The 18,068-nt window shown below is 36.2% G+C and carries 14 protein-coding genes and 1 tRNA gene; 2 read left to right on the top strand and 13 right to left on the bottom strand.

All coding sequences use genetic code 11. The features are described 5' to 3' along the window. The first annotated feature begins 257 nt into the window (after window positions 1-257). Both ASF92_RS10185 and ASF92_RS10195 read left to right on the top strand, forming a co-directional pair. Entirely contained in the window at window positions 258-1,118 is an 861-nt protein-coding gene (locus ASF92_RS10185; protein ID WP_010601359.1) for an RNA polymerase sigma factor RpoD/SigA, read from the top strand. Between the two features lie 400 nt (window positions 1,119-1,518). Beyond that, window positions 1,519-2,178: an ATP-binding cassette domain-containing protein gene (locus ASF92_RS10195; protein WP_056091915.1), complete on the top strand. Its 660-nt coding sequence runs from the start codon at window positions 1,519-1,521 to the stop codon at window positions 2,176-2,178. A 104-nt stretch (window positions 2,179-2,282) separates the two neighbouring features. On the opposite strand, the gene ASF92_RS10200 is transcribed toward ASF92_RS10195, so the two are convergent. From ASF92_RS10200 to ASF92_RS10260, 13 genes are all read right to left on the bottom strand, one after another. After that, the gene (locus ASF92_RS10200; RefSeq protein ID WP_056091921.1) at window positions 2,283-3,146 is read right to left on the bottom strand and encodes an AMP nucleosidase; all 864 of its coding nucleotides are present in this window, start codon (window positions 3,144-3,146) and stop codon (window positions 2,283-2,285) included. Window positions 3,147-3,241: 95 nt separating this feature from the next. Continuing rightward, complete coding sequence (gene clpX / locus ASF92_RS10205; RefSeq protein ID WP_056091923.1) at window positions 3,242-4,480, bottom strand: ATP-dependent Clp protease ATP-binding subunit ClpX; 1,239 nt, start codon at window positions 4,478-4,480, stop codon at window positions 3,242-3,244. Then, window positions 4,464-5,171, bottom strand: a complete 708-nt coding sequence (gene clpP / locus ASF92_RS10210; protein WP_056091926.1) for an ATP-dependent Clp endopeptidase proteolytic subunit ClpP — start codon at window positions 5,169-5,171, stop codon at window positions 4,464-4,466. Before clpP ends, clpX begins: the two co-directional genes overlap by 17 nt. 151 nt (window positions 5,172-5,322) lie before the next feature. Then, window positions 5,323-5,679 (bottom strand): four helix bundle protein, encoded by a 357-nt coding sequence (locus ASF92_RS10215; protein WP_056091928.1) that lies wholly within the window; start codon window positions 5,677-5,679, stop codon window positions 5,323-5,325. Window positions 5,680-5,751: 72 nt separating this feature from the next. After that, window positions 5,752-7,101, bottom strand: a complete 1,350-nt coding sequence (tig, locus tag ASF92_RS10220; protein WP_056091929.1) for a trigger factor — start codon at window positions 7,099-7,101, stop codon at window positions 5,752-5,754. A gap of 135 nt (window positions 7,102-7,236) precedes the next feature. Beyond that, a tRNA-Leu gene (locus ASF92_RS10225) sits at window positions 7,237-7,318 on the bottom strand. Window positions 7,319-7,441: 123 nt separating this feature from the next. Then, a complete protein-coding gene (locus tag ASF92_RS10230; RefSeq protein WP_056091932.1) occupies window positions 7,442-7,627 on the bottom strand; it encodes a hypothetical protein in 186 nt (61 codons plus the stop codon). Window positions 7,628-7,784: 157 nt separating this feature from the next. Continuing rightward, window positions 7,785-8,582 (bottom strand): helical backbone metal receptor, encoded by a 798-nt coding sequence (locus tag ASF92_RS10235; protein ID WP_056091936.1) that lies wholly within the window; start codon window positions 8,580-8,582, stop codon window positions 7,785-7,787. Between the two features lie 43 nt (window positions 8,583-8,625). Next, complete coding sequence (locus ASF92_RS10240; RefSeq protein WP_056091939.1) at window positions 8,626-9,729, bottom strand: S41 family peptidase; 1,104 nt, start codon at window positions 9,727-9,729, stop codon at window positions 8,626-8,628. A 67-nt stretch (window positions 9,730-9,796) separates the two neighbouring features. After that, window positions 9,797-10,492, bottom strand: a complete 696-nt coding sequence (locus ASF92_RS10245) for an ABC transporter ATP-binding protein (RefSeq protein WP_056091942.1) — start codon at window positions 10,490-10,492, stop codon at window positions 9,797-9,799. A 131-nt stretch (window positions 10,493-10,623) separates the two neighbouring features. Further along, a complete protein-coding gene (locus ASF92_RS10250; RefSeq protein WP_056091945.1) occupies window positions 10,624-13,050 on the bottom strand; it encodes an ABC transporter permease in 2,427 nt (808 codons plus the stop codon). Window positions 13,051-13,196: 146 nt separating this feature from the next. After that, window positions 13,197-15,566: an ABC transporter permease gene (locus tag ASF92_RS10255; RefSeq protein ID WP_056091948.1), complete on the bottom strand. Its 2,370-nt coding sequence runs from the start codon at window positions 15,564-15,566 to the stop codon at window positions 13,197-13,199. 76 nt (window positions 15,567-15,642) lie between these two features. Further along, on the bottom strand, window positions 15,643-18,036 hold the full coding sequence (locus tag ASF92_RS10260) for an ABC transporter permease (protein ID WP_056091951.1): 2,394 nt from the start codon (window positions 18,034-18,036) through the stop codon (window positions 15,643-15,645). Window positions 18,037-18,068 lie beyond the last annotated feature (32 nt).

An 18,068-nucleotide genomic window follows, 5' to 3' on the forward strand; every position in this document is an offset into this window, starting at 1 on the left:
AAACAAACATAAATAAATATTTATTATAAATCAAAATATGTTTATTGATAAACAATAAATGTTAATTGATATTCAACTATTACTGCCGCCAGACCACAATTATTTGTTGAAACTAAATTGGAATGATTTTTGTTATAAGTAAAACTGTAAAAAACTTGTGCAAACACTAACATTTTCAGCATTTTATCCTTTCGGATGAGCATACAATTTCGTAACTTTGCACACTTCAATAATTAAAGAGCACACAAAACGTATAAATGAGACAACTCAAGATAACGCAATCCATTACCAACCGTGAAAGTCAGTCGTTAGATAAATACCTACACGAAATTGGTAAAGTAGATTTAATAACAGCAGAGGAAGAGGTAATTCTAGCAAGAAAGATTCGTGAAGGCGATCAGGCTGCATTAGAGCGATTAACTAAAACCAACTTACGTTTTGTTGTTTCTGTAGCAAAACAATATCAAAATCAAGGATTAACATTAGGCGACTTAATTAATGAAGGTAACTTAGGCTTGATTAAAGCAGCAAAACGCTTTGATGAAACTAAAGGTTTCAAATTCATTTCTTATGCTGTTTGGTGGATTCGTCAATCAATTTTGCAGGCAATTGCAGAACAAAGCCGTATTGTACGTTTGCCTTTAAACCAGGTTGGTTCATTAAGTAAAATCAGTAAAGCTTTCTCAAAGTTAGAGCAAGAATACGAACGCGAACCTTCTCCTGAAGAATTGGCAGATATTTTAGAAACTACAGTTGATAAGATTTCTGACACATTGAGCAACTCTGGCCGCCATGTATCAATGGATGCTCCTTTCGTTCAGGGTGAGGAAAATACATTGTTAGACGTATTGGAAAACCATGAGCCAAATACGGACAGTTCATTAATTAATGAATCTTTATCAGAAGAAATTAAACGTTCTTTATCTACTTTAACAGAAAGAGAAAGAGAAATCATCGTTTTATTTTTCGGTTTAGGTTCAAATCATCCGCTTTCTTTAGAGGAAATTGGCGAGAAATTTAACTTGACCCGTGAACGTGTAAGACAGATTAAGGATAAAGCATTACAACGCTTACGCCATACGTCAAGAAGTAAGATTTTAAAATCTTATTTAGGTTAAAATATTGATTTCAAATTACCCAGAATATTCAAAGGCCGGCAAATTTGTCGGTCTTTTTTGTTTGATGCTTTTTGAGTTTTTCCATATATTTAAATATGCCTGCAAGCCTTTTCAAAAACTTAATGATAGTTTACAAACCGGTTTTATTATGGAACGTTTTGGTAAGTTTGCTGATAGGTTTATTTTTCGTTGTGGACGGATACGACAAACCTGGTGGCTACGCCATGACAATTTTCATGAAACCAATCGGGTGGTTCTTTTCAATAATTATTGAGCGGTTCTTCTTACAGAAACATCGATATTTCTATAAAAATATGGGACTGGGTTTCCGCAAAATACTGGGTAATATTATTCTTTATGATATTGCAATTTTACTTTTAATAATAACCACAACATTATTATGCAGGAACTTTTTATTGACAGTGTTACCCAGCAATTTAATCAAAGGGCAATATTAAACGGTGTATTCCTTAATTGTAAAGTAGGCGAAGTTGTTGGGCTGCTAGGCCGGAACGGCAGTGGGAAATCTACTTTACTAAAGATAATCTTTGGAACAGTAAAGCCGGACTTCAAATACTTAAAATTGAATGAAGAGCTAATCTCAAAAGGATACTTATCAGGAAAAATAACTTACCTGCCACAAGATAAATTTATACCTAATAAGTTAACCCTTGGTAAAGCTATTGAAACATTCTGTAAAAATTATAGTCATCAGCTGCTTGAAATTGAATTTGTAGCAAATAATCTAAACAAAAAATTTCGGGATTTTTCCGGCGGCGAGGTCCGGTTATTGGAGGCTTTAATTATTATGTACAGCGACGCCGAATTTGTTCTTTTAGACGAGCCTTTTTCGCAACTCGCTCCATTATTAATTGATGAAATAAAGCGGCACATTAACAAACTTAAGCCTTACAAAGGCTTCATTATAACAGATCATTATTACAAGTCGATATTGGATGTGTCTGATAGGATTGTATTACTCCATAATGGCTGTAATTACAAAATAAACGACCTAGATGATTTAATTCTTCACGGTTATCTACCCGACTTCAAAGATTAAATTTTAGAACATAAAAAAAGATCAGCTTTGACTGATCTGTGATTACCTTACTGATCGCATTAAGCTCATTTCGTTGTCCTTTTCGCAATGAAGACAGCCCGAACTTAAAACAGTAAGTGCTTAACGGTTAAACCATTATTAATTAGTTGTTTCAATGAGTCGATACCAATTCTCAAATGTGTTTCCACATATTTTTCTGTAACAGAACTATCACTTTCAGCAGTTTTAACACCTTCTGGGATCATTGGTTGATCTGACACAAGCAGCAAAGCACCTGCAGGGATTTTATTAGCAAAAGCTGTCGTAAAAATGGTTGCAGTCTCCATATCTACTGCCATAGCTCTTAAAGTTTTTAAATACTTTTTAAACTCTTTGTCGTGTTCCCAAACCCTTCTGTTTGTTGTGTAGCAGGTTCCGGTCCAATAATCCCTACCATGATCGCGGATTGTTGTAGAAATCGCTTTCTGAAGTGCAAAGGCCGGCAGTGCAGGTACTTCTGCCGGAAGATAATCATTTGAGGTTCCTTCTCCCCTGATTGCTGCAATTGGCAAAATTAAATCGCCCAGTTGATTTTTCTTTTTCAGACCTCCACATTTCCCTAAAAACAGAACAGCTTTGGGCTTAATGGCGGTGAGTAGGTCCATCATTGTCGCTGCAAGCGGGCTTCCCATACCAAAATTGATGATTGTAATTCCATTTGCCGTTACACTCTGCATAGGCTTATCCAATCCCATAATCGGCGCATTATCATTCCATTCGGAAAACATGCTTACATATTTACTGAAGTTGGTTAAAAGAATATAATCTCCAAATTGATCTAATGTTCTGCCTGTATATCTTGGTAACCAATTTTTAACGATTTCATCTTTAGATTTCAATCCGGATTTAACCGGACTTTCTACCTCTTTTATTTTTTTTGAATTTTTTACAATTGCCTCGTCTTTTTTTACGTCTTTTTCTTCGTTCATAATAAATAGCTTTGAGCATAGCGCCGGGCGCATAGCGTTAATAAAATATTATATTAAAAAAAATCCTTCCCGATGCTCGGGAAGGATTTGATTTTTTATGCGGCTTGTAACTTTTTAAAGTCGGCCTTTTCAAACTTCTCTATCGCATAATCGAGATTGATGTGTAATTCCTTGACATCCTTTTGCGTTGGCGTATCAAACATGGCATCGAGCATAATGGCTTCACAAATAGAGCGCAAACCACGTGCGCCGAGTTTATATTCCATTGCTTTATCTACTATAAAATCTAAAACATCTTCATCAAACACTAGTTTCACGTCTTCGTAATCGAATAACTTTTCGTATTGCTTGGTTAACGCATTTTTCGGTGCCGTTAAAATATTTCTCAGCGTTTCTTTATCCAATGGATTGAGGTGAGAAAGAACCGGGATACGACCAATTAATTCAGGAATTAAACCAAATGATTTTAAATCCTGAGGCGTAATGTATTTGTAAAGGTTTTTAAGATCTAAAATTGTATCGTCTTTTTTAACCTTATACCCTACTGCCTGCGTACGTAAACGGTTAGCGATCTTTCTTTCGATACCATCAAAAGCGCCGCCACAAATAAACAAGATGTTATTTGTGTTAACCGGAATCATTTTTTGATCAGGATGTTTGCGGCCACCCTGGGGCGGCACATTAACAATTGTACCTTCTAAAATCTTCAGCAAAGCCTGCTGAACACCTTCTCCAGACACATCACGTGTAATCGATGGGTTATCACTTTTACGGGCAACCTTATCAACTTCATCAATGTAAACGATTCCACGCTCTGCCGAAGCAACATCATAATCTGCTGCCTGCAATAAACGCGTTAAAATACTTTCTACATCTTCTCCAACATAGCCGGCCTCTGTTAAAACAGTAGCGTCGCAAATACAGAAAGGGACATGAAGTATTTTAGCAATTGTTTTCGCTAAAAGCGTTTTGCCTGTTCCGGTTTCGCCAACCAACATGATGTTCGACTTTTCAATCTCTATCTCGTCTTTATCAATTTTCTGATTTAAACGTTTATAATGATTGTAGACTGCCACCGATAGAACCTTTTTGGCATCATCCTGACCAATGACATACTGATCCAAATGCTGCTTTATCTCAAGCGGTTTTAATAATGTAAGTGTTGATTGAATGCCTTTACTATTCTTTGTTCCCAGTTCCTGAGCAAGCAGCTGATTAGCCTGTGTAATGCATTTATCGCAGATAAACGCATCCATGCCTTCAATTAACATCAAAGTTTCATGCTTGCCGGAGTGGCAAAATGAGCAACGGGATTCTTTATTTTGTTTCGCCATCTTTTTTCGAGTTTCTCGATAATACTTCGTCTACCATACCAAATCCTTTTGCTTCATCGGCAGTCATCCAGTAATCACGGTCTGAAGCCTTTTCAACCCAGTCGTACGCTTGCCCTGAATGCTCAGAAATAATATCGTATAATTCTTTTTTCAATTTTAACATCTCTCTCAAATTGATTTCCATATCAGATGCAACGCCTTGTGCTCCTCCTGATGGCTGGTGAATCATCACTCTTGAGTGAGGTAAAGCAGCACGTTTGCCCTTTGCACCCGCAACCAATAGAACTGCACCCATTGATGCCGCCATGCCGGTACAAATTGTTGCCACATCCGGCTGTATGTATTGCATGGTATCGTAAATACCCAAACCTGCATATACCGAACCACCTGGCGAGTTGATGTAAATCTGAATGTCTCTATCTGCATCTGTTGATTGCAAAAACAATAACTGAGCCTGAATGATATTTGCATTCTGATCATAAATGGCATCGCCCAAAAAGATAATGCGATCCATCATCAATCTGGAAAAAACATCCATTTGCGCAACGTTCAACTGGCGTTCTTCTATAATATATGGCGTCATCGATTGCGGCGACAAGTTAGCTTGTGCAATAAATTTATCTACGTGTAAACCGCCAATCCCCTGATGTTTAACGGCAAATTTTCTGAATTCTTGTGAATCTATGTTCATTCCATGAGTTTTTTAGCAGAGGGCATAGAGTTGAATATCCTGTCCCCATAGTTTCTTGAATAATAAAAAACCAAAATATAAATAATATTTTAATTATAGATGTTCACTCAAAGAGCATACCATGAAAAAAATACTGACAATATAGCACTTGCTATTTCAAGCTTTTCGAAAAATTTGAAATCATCCTCGCTAAAACATCCAATTCTTCTAATAGATCTGCCAAATCCCTATCTGAGACAAGTGTTCTTAAATTCAAAACCAAAAGAATATTTGCATTTTCAAAAATAGAACGATGAGCGAAATTCAGAAATCTACGAAAATCTGGATTTGAATTTGAGCCTGAGCCTTCTGCAATGTTATTGGATACGCTAAGAGCAGCTCCTCGAAGCTGCTCTGCGAATCTAAACTTTTTTATTTCTTCTAGTTTTTCAGAAATATCAATCAACTTATTACCTACTATTACTGCTCTCTGCCAAATTAGTAAGTCTTGAAATCTAAACTTTGCCATTTAAGCAAATTAAGATTTTAAATTGGATTTTTTTTTAAGGCATTGAAAGCACTCAGCTCTATGCCCTATGCATTATTTTTTATCCAAAGCGACAAACTTATCGTAGTCAATTGTTTGCTCTTCTAAAGTAACAATCGTTTTAATTTGTTCGAAAGTTTTAAGCGCTTTTACTTCTTCAAAAGTACGGTTCGCATTTTCTTTCTCCTGTAAGAATTGAACAGCATATTGCGCCAGCTGATCTTCAGGAAGCGGGCTAGGGCTGTACATTCTGAATTGAGCATCTAATTTAGCTTTAGCAGCAGCAACTACATCTTCATATTTAATTTCGATGTTATTATCTTTAATGATTTTATTTTCGATTAAAGTCCACTTCAGGTTTTTAGCAAAATCATCGTAACCCTCTGCCAATTCCTCGTCTGTTAATTTTTCGTTTGTGGCTTTCAACCAACGACGTAAAAACTCATCAGGCAGCTCGAAATTATGCTTTGTTAAAAGCTGCTCGTAAATATCGTTTGATAACTGGCGTTCAGCATCTTGCTTGAACATACTTTCTACCTCTTCAGTAATTTTTTCCCTGAAACCGGCTTCATCAGTTACCGTACCTTCACCAAATAACTTATCAAAAAATTCCTGGTTCAATTCGGATTCTTCTAAACGGTTGACATTTTTCACTGTTAACTGGAAGTTAGATTTCAGTTCTGCAGCATCCTCTTCGGAAATGTTCAATGCTTTTGCAATAAGTGCAGCATCACCGAAGGCTTTTTGAACATCAATAGTTACAATATCATCCTTTTTTAAACCGATTAAGGATTTAAGAATTTCTTCATCCTTTACCTGATCCAAACGAAGTGTTGCTGAGTTGCTAATGCCACCTTCAAAAACAGAACCGTCATTCCCTAATTGAACCAAATCAGCATATAAAACATCACCTTCTGCAGACGCTTCAGGATTTGACATTTTACCATAACTGCGACGAATATTTTTGATACGTTCTTCTAAAGTTTCCTTATCAGCTTTGATAACATATTGAGTGAATTTATCTTTTGAAGAAATGTTCACCTCAAAAGCAGGAGCCAACCCTAATTCGTAATCAAATTCAAAATCATCCGTGTTATCCCATTTGAATTCTCTTTCATCGTCCATTTTGGGAAGTGGCTGACCTAGAATTTCCAATTTTTGCTCTGCAATGTAGTTTGATAAAGTATCGTTTAACAAATTGTTAACCTCTTCTACCAGGATACTCTTGCCATACATTCTTTTAATGTGAGATGCAGGAACCATTCCTTTACGAAAGCCAGGTAACTGCGCTTTTTTTGCCTGGTCTTTAATTGCTTTATCTACTTTGCCGGTATAATCTGCAGGTGCGATTTTGATTTTTACAACAGCATTTAAGTTGCCGGTTTTTTCCTGTGTAATATTCATTTCAGATATGAGTATTGAGATATGAGGTATGAGACAGATAATACAGGCTCAAACCCACATCGATTTATATTTTTTTATCAAATCAATAAAAAACAAAACCGTTCCGATTTAACATCGAAACGGCTTCATTTATTGTGCGGATGAAGGGACTCGAACCCCCACGCCGTGAAGCGCCAGATCCTAAGTCTGGTGCGGCTACCAATTACGCCACATCCGCAATTAGGATTTATTTTGGATTGCAAAGATAGGAATTACCCTGAAACTTCAAAAAGGATTTACAATATTTTATGTTTTTTTTTCAAAAAAATAGCTAAGTAACTCAGTCTAAGCAAGTATAATTTTAGAACTTTACAAGCGTTACATCGACAAATTCAGGTCCGCCTTCCAATGGATAGCCTGGAACCTTAGTACCTTTGATGGTTACTTTCTTATCAAGGTATAAATCGAGGTTAATTGAGCCACCTTTCAAAGCATAAGTTTTAGTTTCTCCTTTTATTGAATGTGTTCCATATTGGTAAGTTGTCATGCCTATTTTTTGAATTGTTCCGGTTACTGTGACATGCTTTTTAGTGTTTGAATCTTTAAACGAGGTACATCGGATATTACAGCTACAAACAGAGATAAAATGATAATTTTTTTCATGATGAAGATTTAGTTGGCAATTGGCCCGCAATCTAAAAAAATTAGTTTAGTTCTTTTTGAAATTCAAAAAAATACTGGACGGCTTTTACAAGCCTGCTACCATACCAACTAAACATTTCACCATCGACAAGAACTACTTTAGCGTTTGGAACAGCTAATTGTATCTCTTCAATGTGTTTTTCTTTAAAAGGATAAGGTTCTGAAGATAGCAGAATCAGCTCGCAGTTTAAAGTTTTCAGTTTTTCCAGCGTAATTTCCGGATAACGTTCCTGATCAATTACATTAGTCATTCCATTCGTTAAAAGTACATCATCTATAAATGTATTTTTACCAGCAGCCATAAATGGCTTTCTCCAGATAAGATAGGCTACCTTTTTATCGATATTATTTTGCAATGCCAAAGTTTTCAAATCACCAAAACCTGCAGAAATTAGGTGATTAAGATACGATGCCTCAGGCGCCCTGTCGACCAGTCCGCCAATTTCTGTGATGGTTTCCATGGCATCATCCAAAGTAAATATATCACTCATCCAAACCGGGAAAAATTCGGCTAATTCTTCAATATCGCTTTGTGTGTTCTCCTCTTTGTTACCAATAATCAAATCGGGTTTTAAATCTTTAATTAAATCGATGTTGAGTTTTTTTGTTCCTCCAACTTTGGTGCGCCCTGCAAATTTTTCAATCGGATGAATACAAAACTTCGTCAATCCAATAACTTCTTTATCCAGCCCTAAATCAAATAGTAATTCTGTTTGAGATGGAACAACAGACACAATCCGCTTGGGAGGAAAATTTATTGTCACCTCCCGCCCCATCCCATCGGTAAAAGATTTTTGCATAAGGCAAAAATGCAATTTGTTTAAAGACCAGCCTAAACAAAATTTAATTAATTTTTAGCTCGCGTAAAACTAAATTAACTTTATTTGAAATTGAATTTGGTATTGCGATGTCTGGTGTGATTCCGATATTATCTATCGGATGAAGCGGCAATCTTTTTGATCTGGATATTGCGATTACGAGATTAAAAGTTTTGCATGGAAGATTGAAAAACTGCGTATTTGCGTAATCCAAACTGCCAGCAGAATTTTCACCAAAAATAGTTACCTTTTTACTTTGCTTTGCCCTCAGCAAAAAAGATTCTGCCGAACTTTTGCTGTTTCTATCTATTAAAATTCCGATTTTTTTCGGATAGGCATATATTGAATCTAAATTGGTGACAAATTTATCTTTGCCCGAAGGGTTAACAAAATCTCCAATATTGCTTTCCATGAGTTTGATAACATTATTAAGAAATTTCTTCCCATCGGCAGGTAAATCATTGGCTTTTAGATTATCTTTTAAAATATCAATATTCCCTTTAGATGACCAATACTCATCAGGCATAATTACAATTGGATTTGTATATAGGAATGGTAATAAATTACTAAAGGCGTAATCTGTGCCGCCTTCATTCCCTCTAATATCGATTATCCAATAAGGCGTTTCCTTAAATTCTTTTCTAACAATGGTAGTTAAACTGTCTATCTTTTGTGTCTCCGGCCACTCAAAAGAAGGCAGCCTAAATAATACTGTTTCAGCATCGAGTTGAGTAAGGCTGGCTTCATTTGTTAAGCTATCCGGAGCTGCCGGGGGTAGTACCTTTTTGGGAAATTGCCTGTTCAATTCTCTAATTTTTTCGGGAAATTGTTGTCTATACTTCCAGTCGAATTGGACACGAAGATGCTGATCCTGAAAATAATTGGTCCACGTTTTCATCAGAACATAACATGAATCGATGCTTTTCGTTTTTATAGCCCTTGCCGTTAATTTTTTTGTAAAAATTTCAAAAGATGCATTAGTCTTTTTAGTTATTTTGTCGTTATAACCTGCGTAATTGTCTTTTACCTGGTCAACAACAGCATTAAAGTTAATTGAGCAGTTGCAATCTTGGGCAGTTAATTTGAAAGAAAGAAAAGTTAAAATTAATAGTACTGAAAATTTTCGCATAAAGGTCTGACTCTACTTCAGCTGATTACAATTTAAGTGCAACTGAATGCTTTTAATGGATAGTACCCTAAATTTTTACATTATTCGAAACCGCTACATCATCTTTAACAACACCATCGGCAATATGCAAAATCCGGTTGCCATATCCGGCATTTTTTTCTGAGTGTGTTACCTGAATAATTGTGATGCCTTCTTCTTTATTTAGTTTTTGAAAAAGCTGCATAATTTCTTCAGCCTGGGCCGATTGCAAATTTCCAGTAGGCTCATCAGCGAGGATAATGGATGGTTGTGCAGCCAAAGCCCTTGCAATACCAACAAGTTGTTGTTGTCCGCCCGAAAGTTGATTTGGAAATAAATCTTTTTTCGCTACAATATTAAACCTATCTAATAAATCGGCGATTCTGCTTTTGCGCTCAGAACCTCCGATTTTTTTGTAAAGTAAAGGGGCTTCAATGTTTTCGTAAACCGTCATTTCATCAATTAAATGATAAGCCTGAAATACAAAGCCGATGTGATTCCGGTAAAGCTCAATTCGTTTTCGTTCATTTAAACTGGTTACATCTTCACCCATAAATTCGTAAGTTCCATAAGTCGGCTCTTCGAGCATGCCCAGAATGTTAAGTAAAGTAGATTTACCAGCACCAGAAGGGCCCATTATGGAGACGAACTCCCCTTGTTTAATGGTGGTGGTTACATGGCGCAAAACGTAATGTTTTATGCCTTTGCTGGCGTAGTATTTCTCGATGTTTTTTAAGTCTATCATTTTTGTAGTATCAAGTAGTTAGTATCAAGTAGTTAGTATCAAGTATCAAGTATCAAGTATCAAGACATGGGCATTCGCTTTAGTCTTTTACTTTTCTTTTAGCTTTAGTCTTTCAGCTTTAGTCTTTAGCTCTACTCATATTTAAGTGCATTTACCGGGTCGGTCACCGCTGCTTTTCTGGCCTGTATACTTACGGTTAACACGGCAATAATTATGGAGATTAAGGTAGCGGTTAAAAAGGGGGAAATGGGCATATCTATTCGGTAAGCGAAGCCATCAAGCCATTTTTTTATAATGATGTAGGCAACCGGCCAGCTTATCAGGTTAGCAACAATAACCAATACCAGGAATGATCTATTTAAAAGATTAACAATTTGGATATTCGATGCACCAAGTACCTTTCTGACGGCTATTTCTTTCGTCCGCCGCCTCGCGACGAATGTAGATAACGCAAACAAGCCCAGCAATGATAACGAAACAGAAACCAAACTGAAAAGAATTATCATGTTTATGAAGCGGTTATTATCTTCAAGACTTTTTGAAAACGCATCGTCCAATGAGCTGTATACCATCGGAAAATTGGGATAAAGCACCTTCCATTCTTTTTCAATTTTGCCAATAAGTTCCTTATATTTTGAGGTATTAAAACGAACCAGCAAATTATTTGTATTCGATGTTCCGCCAAGGCTAGTCACTTTATAAACTGTTGGCAAAACAGTTTTGTCAAAACCTTCGTTGTGGTAGTTCTTAATCACACCTACAATTTGAAAGCGATTTGTTTTTCCTTCCCAATCTACTTTTCCATAAGTTTGTCCGATTACATTTTTACCAAACAAGCTTGCTGCAGCTTCGTTTAAAACCACTGTATTAACGGTGTCTTGCTTGTATTCCTTAGAAAAGATTCTTCCCTGCACCACTTTAACGCCGAGCGCTGGCAGGGCATCCATAGTTACCGTAACTGTGTTGAGATTTATTGCATTACCTTTATAATTTACCTCTTCCGGTACATTGAAAGCGTTGCCCATTACCTGAGTGGTCGTGGCGACATATTGAATTCCTGGTATCTTTTTCAACCTTTCGACGAAATCATCTTCATAATTGGTATTTATATTTATTAGATTTCCCCTTTCGAAACCTAAATCTTTGTTGCTCATAAACCGCGATTGCAGTTCCATTACACCAATAGAAATTATAAATGTAACGGAAATTATAAATTGAAAAACGACCAAAACATTACGCAAAGCTATGCCGCGTAACCCGTTCTCGTAGTTTCCTTTAAGTACAGAGACCGGATTGTAGTTTGATAAAATCCATGCGGGATAAAAGCCTGCAAGCAATGTTACAAAGACAAACAATCCAACCAATTGACTTATCATAACGGGCAGCTGTGCATTATGCCAAAAACTCAAATCAACTTTGAAGTGGTTGTTAAATGCAGGTAATACAATCTCAATTAAAATGATGCAAAGGAATAAAGAAATAATACTTTGAAGTGCTGCTTCGACTAAAAACTGCCAGGTCAGTTGTGTTTTATATGAACCCAGTACTTTTTTAACACCAACTTCTTTTGCCCTTTGAACAGATTGAGCAGTCGCCAGGTTGATAAAGTTTATAACCGACACTAATAATAAAAAGGCAGAGATGGCCATGACAGGCTTTAACTTCTCAAACCAATTCATATTGTATGGCGGATTAGCATGAACTTCTGAAACTGGAATTACCTTCAGACCGGGCAATTTTCCATCTTTATAAATATCATTGTAATTCTTTTTTTGCCCACTCAGAAGGCTTTTTTTAAAGTCGATATATATTTTTTGCAAAGTTTGATTCAAAACAAGTGTATCGCTTGATTTATTTAATCTTGTGTAAACCTGACAATAATTGTTGTTTGTAGGATTTTCTGGGTCTTTATCTTTGTTCCCAGTGCGGGTAATTGCATTAAAATTTACACTTTGCGGAGTGTTTGGTTCGTAAACAACACCTGTAATCGTTAAGGCGGTACCTTTATCAGTTTCCCATCTCACAACTTTCACTGTTTTTCCGAGCACTTTCGTCGTTCCGAAAAGCTGCATGGCCAGGCTTTCTTTCAGAACAATAGTTTCCTTGTTCTCCAGCGCTTTATCGGCACTACCCTGTAAAAACTGATACGGAAATACATGGAAAAAACTGCTGTCAGAATCTTTAATTTTGTTTATTATAACCGGATCGGCATTATCAACTTTCAAGGAATAACCATTGTCGAAATCAAAGTCATTGTCTACTTTGGTTACCGCAACAACCTGAGGCAATTTTGCTCTTAATAAATTAGCTATTCTGCTGTTAGATATTTCGTTCCAGTGCTCCTTATTATCAGGTGTGAAGAAATCATGTTTTTCACGGATTTGATAAACATTCTTTAAATCCGGAGACCAGCTGTCATAACTTTCTTCATGATTGATGTAGAGAAGCATCAGTACAAAAGCAGTTAATCCGAGCGCTAATCCGCCGATATTAATGGCCGCATAAACTTTATTTTTCCAAAGATTCCGCCAGGCGATTTTTAAGTTGAGTTTGAACATTTTTTAGTATCGAGTAGTTAGTATCGAGTAGCAAGTAGTGAGTAGCAAGTAGTGAGTATCAAGTAGTGAGTATCAAGTATCAGGTAGTGAGTATCAGGTATCAAGACTGGTTTTCGCTTTAGCCTTTCAGCTTTAGTCTTTTAGCTCTATTCATTTTTTAGAGCATCAACCGCATTTGTTTTTGCAGCGCGATAGGTTTGCCATGTAATTGTTAAAATTGAAATTACCATTATAAGCATTGCTGTTGCCATAAACATCCACAAATTTAAGCTTGTTCTGAGTTCGAACTGCATTAACCAGTTATTCATAATATAATAGGCAACTGGCAGCGCAATTACGATTGCAATAAATATTAATTTTAAAAAACTTAAAGAAAGCAAAGTCATCAACTCCGTAATTGAAGCACCTAAGATTTTGCGGATACTTACTTCTTTTATTCTTTGCGCTGTACTAAAAGATGAAAGGCCGAATAAACCTAAACAAGATATGAAAACGGCCAGACATCCAAAAAGATTCGCCAAGGTGCCCAAAATCTTTTCATTTTTCAGTTTAATTTCGTTTAAACCATCAATAAATTTGATTTCGACAGGGAAATCTGGGTTTAATTCTTTTGCCAGCTTATTAATAGTGCCGATGCTTTCACTTAAATTTTTGTCGGGATTTAGGCGCATGGTAATTACATCGCTGATATCTGCATAAGCAATAACCATAGGTGCGGCAACTTTACTCGGGTCACCCCAAACAATATTATCAAAAACACCTACCACATTTCTTTTTTTTCCCTGGTATATAACGCTGGTACCAACCGGGCGTTTCAGGTGCATTACTTCAACCGCTTTTTTGTTCAAAAGTATTGCGGCTGTATCCGAAGCAAATTTCTGATCAAAATCCCTTCCTGCCAACAACCTGATGTTTACTGTTTTAGTAAAATCATAAGTAGTATACATCTGATCAAAATCGATCATTTTATCACTTTCGCTCATCTCATCCCAGCCTAAACCTCTTACACTACTGTTTTTGTTCGAAATACTGCCAGATGATTGTGTTACGCCTACAACAGCGCCACTAGAAAGTAATCTTGTTTTTAACAGGTTGAATTTTTCGTACAACAATCCTTCGTGAGGCATTTCCAGCAGTCCATCTGACCTATAACCTAAAGGCGTATTTTTAATAAACTGGATTTGTTTATAGATGGTTATGGTTGCCGCAATTAATACCACCGAAAAGCCAAATTGTATTACAACCAAAACCTGCCTGAAAGTTAAGGCATATCCTTTTTTAAAATTTAAGGATTTTTTGAGTGATTGTATCACATTAAAACCAGAAAGGTAAAATGAAGGGTAGCTTCCTGATATGAAGCCGGTTATAAGCAAAACACTAAAAATCAATATCCAGTTGGCTGGATTGAGGTAATCAAACACAATGTCAATCTCTAATAGCCGGTTAAACATTGGTAAACTGAATTCGAGTAGAATAATGCTTAATAAAACACCTGTTAGTGTTAAAATGAATGATTCCAACATAAACTGAAAAACCAGATCTGTCTTGGATGCACCCATTGTTTTTTTGACGCCAATTTCTTTTGCTCTGCCTTGTGTATTGGCGGTTGCCAAATTCATAAAATTAATACAGGCAATAAGGAGAATACCTATAGATAAACCAACAAACAGTTGCACCTGCTTAATATTTCCCCCAATACTTTTACCATTTAAAAATGCTCCATGTAGGTGTAATTTTGTTAAAGGATAAATAAATACATCCTCTTTGGCAGCAGCAAAGTGTTTGCCTACAAAACCCTTTAACTTCATATTAAAGGCTTCTATATCTGTATTTTCGTTTACTTTTATTAAAGTGTAATAATCATGACTACCCCAATTTGGTTTCTTTGGCCACTGGTTTAAATTTTCATATAAATTAAAGGTGGTTAACGATTCGAATCCATAGGTAACATTGGTAGGAAGGTCTTTTATTACACCTGTAACTTTCAAATCAACCTGATTTTCAAATCTTACTTTTTGATTAAGCACATCTGTTGTACCAAATATTTTTTTTGCTGCTGTTTCAGTTAAAACAATAGAATTGGGATCATTTAATGCCTTTGTAGAATTTCCGCTTATAAAATGATAATCAAATAATTTTAAAAAATCGGGATCGACATACCTACTATCTAATTTTAAGCTTTCTTGTCCATTGGCCACCAATCTTTTATAAACATCGGTAATTCTGGCACCATATAATACTTCAGGAAATTCTTCTTTAAGTGCAGCCAACATCACATTCTGCGATTGGTTTATTGTTCTGATCACTTCTCCTTTCTGGTCATTTAAATTAATCATCGCCTGATAAATATGCGGTGAGTTTTTAAATTGCCGGTCATAACCCCACTCATAACCGGCATATAATAACAGTAGTAAGCAAGAGGTTAAGCCAATAGCCAAACCGCCAATGTTTATGGCCGCATAAATCTTATTTTTCCAAAGGTTCCGCCAGGCGATTTTTAAGTTGAGTTTAAACATAGTAGTATCAAGTAGTGAGTATCAAGTATCAAGACATGGGCATTCGCTTTAGTCTTTTATCTTTGGTCTTTTAGCTCTATTCATATTTAAGTGCATCAATTGTATTGGTAACTGCCGCTTTATACGAGCGGATGCTTACTGTTATTAAAGTGATTGCCATTGATATTACCATAGCGAAAGCAAACGGCCAGATGCTGATATCAATCCGATAGGCAAAACCCGAAAGCCATTTGGAAACAAACAAATAAGCCAATGGCCATGCCACAAGATTCGCAATGAAAACCATAATCAGGAATGAGCCATTCAGCATTTTAACCAGTTCAAGGGTTGAAGCGCCTAATACTTTTCTGATGGCAACCTCTTTAGTTCTCTGCGTAGCAACGAAAGAAATCAACCCAAATAAACCGATAAAGGAGATGAAGATGATTACACCTGCGAAGACTTTGAAAAGTGTGCCCATAATTTGCTCACTTTCATAATAGTTAATGATGCTTTGATCTACAAAACCAGAATCGAAAATTCCATTAGGAAAATTTGTATTCCAAACAGTTTCAATTTCTTTCATTGAAACTACAAGTTGCGCTGCATCCATTTTTATAGCCACATTCCAATATTGATCATTGCCGGGAAAAATTGCTAATCCGGAAATATGCGCTCTTAAAGACTGGTCGTTAAAGTCTTTTACCACACCAGAAATCGGAACGTTGTTCCCACTCGCACTAATTACTTTTCCAATTGCATCCTGCGGATTCAAAATGTGCATCTTCTTTAAAAAAGTTTCATTTACAACACATGCATTCGCAGTATCGCTCTTGCGAAAGATTTTTCCAGCTATTAATTTTAAGTCAAAAACTTTGAAGAAATTTTCATCGGCCCGCATATTCCTTAATTCAAAATCCTCGTTTTTTATTCCGTTATAAGTAAAATCGCTTGAATTTATGTTACTTGAAAGTGGAGGTGATTGACAGAAACTCATTTCTTTTACACCGGGAATGCTAAGTATTCTTTCTCTGAAAGTGTTGTATTTGATTTTGCTTAAACTATCAGTGGGGATGCCAACCATTGCTACAGCGTTCGGATTAAACCCTAAGGATTTTTCCTGAACATATTGCATTTGCTTAATTATTACTAGAGTTCCGATAATCAATATTACGGTTATTGAAAACTGAACCACAACCAGAATTTTTCGAAGACTTAAACCACCGTTATTTAGTGATATTATGTTTTTGATGGCAAGTGCCGGATTAAACTTTGAAATAATTATTGCCGGATAAAAACCTGCCAGGAAGCTCACAAATATGACAAGAATGGTCATAAAAATGAATATTACAGGGTGAGCGAACAAGCTGAATTCAATTGTGCCTTTAAACAAATTCTGCATCGGCGGAATAGCCAGTTCAGTTATAACGCAGGCAATAAGTAAGGCGACCAGGCTTACTACAAAAGTTTCGATAAGGAACTGACTTACGAGCTGCTTCCTTTTACCGCCCATCACCTTGCGAACGCCAACTTCTTTTGCACGATTAACCGATTGTGCTGTAGTTAAATTAATGAAATTTATGCAAGCAGTGATGATAAGAAACAATCCAATTACAGCAAGACCATAAAGTTCACTTTTATTAATAGATGAATCTGCGAAGTTGTCATATTTCTCGCTAAAATGTATGTCTCTCAACGGCTGAAGCCTGTTTGTTTGATTGCCTGCTATTTTCTGTATCGGATAATATTTATGATTAAACCTGGTTAACGATGCCTGAAGATCTTCTGCAGATAGTCCATCTTTTAACAATACATAACTCGAAGTACTAGAGTTCACAGAGTCCCAGTTCTCATTAAATCTACCAGCATAGGTTTCATAGCTAATTACAATACCAAGGGGGAAACTACTATTTTGTGGCAGGTCTTCAATTATTCCCGCAATCAGCAAATTTGTTTTATCGCCTACAGTAATGGTTCTCCCAATAGCACTTTTAACGCTACCAAAAAACCTAACTGCGTACTTTTCCGTTAAAACAGCGGAATTTGGTTTTGATAATGCCAATTCAGGAGCACTGTAAATCCATTTTATATCACTAAAAACATCAAAAAAATCCGGCTGGGCGTAGTAAACGGCCTCGCGGGATTTAAGTTTCTCTTTACCAGCAGCATCTTTTACACTGATAACACCACCCCTTTTTAAAATGGAACCAACTTTTTCAAATCCTGCAATCTCATTTCTGGCGGCTGCAGAAAAAGGTACAGGTACACCCGCCGAAAAATCATCGTAAGCATTGTATTTCCAGTCGGTAACAACCCTAAAAATCCTATCTTCATTTTTAAATCCTTCATCAAAACTCATTTGATAACGGATAAAAATGAATATCAAAATGCAACTTGCCATCCCAATTGATAAACCGAGAATATTGATAAGCGTATAACCTTTATTTTTCCAAAGGTTCCGCCAAGCGATTGTTAAGTTTAGTTTGAACATTTTTGTAATATTAGTAGCAAGTATCAGGTATC

The sequence above is a fragment of the Pedobacter sp. Leaf176 genome (assembly GCF_001424305.1).
Taxonomy (GTDB): Bacteria; Bacteroidota; Bacteroidia; order Sphingobacteriales; family Sphingobacteriaceae; genus Pedobacter.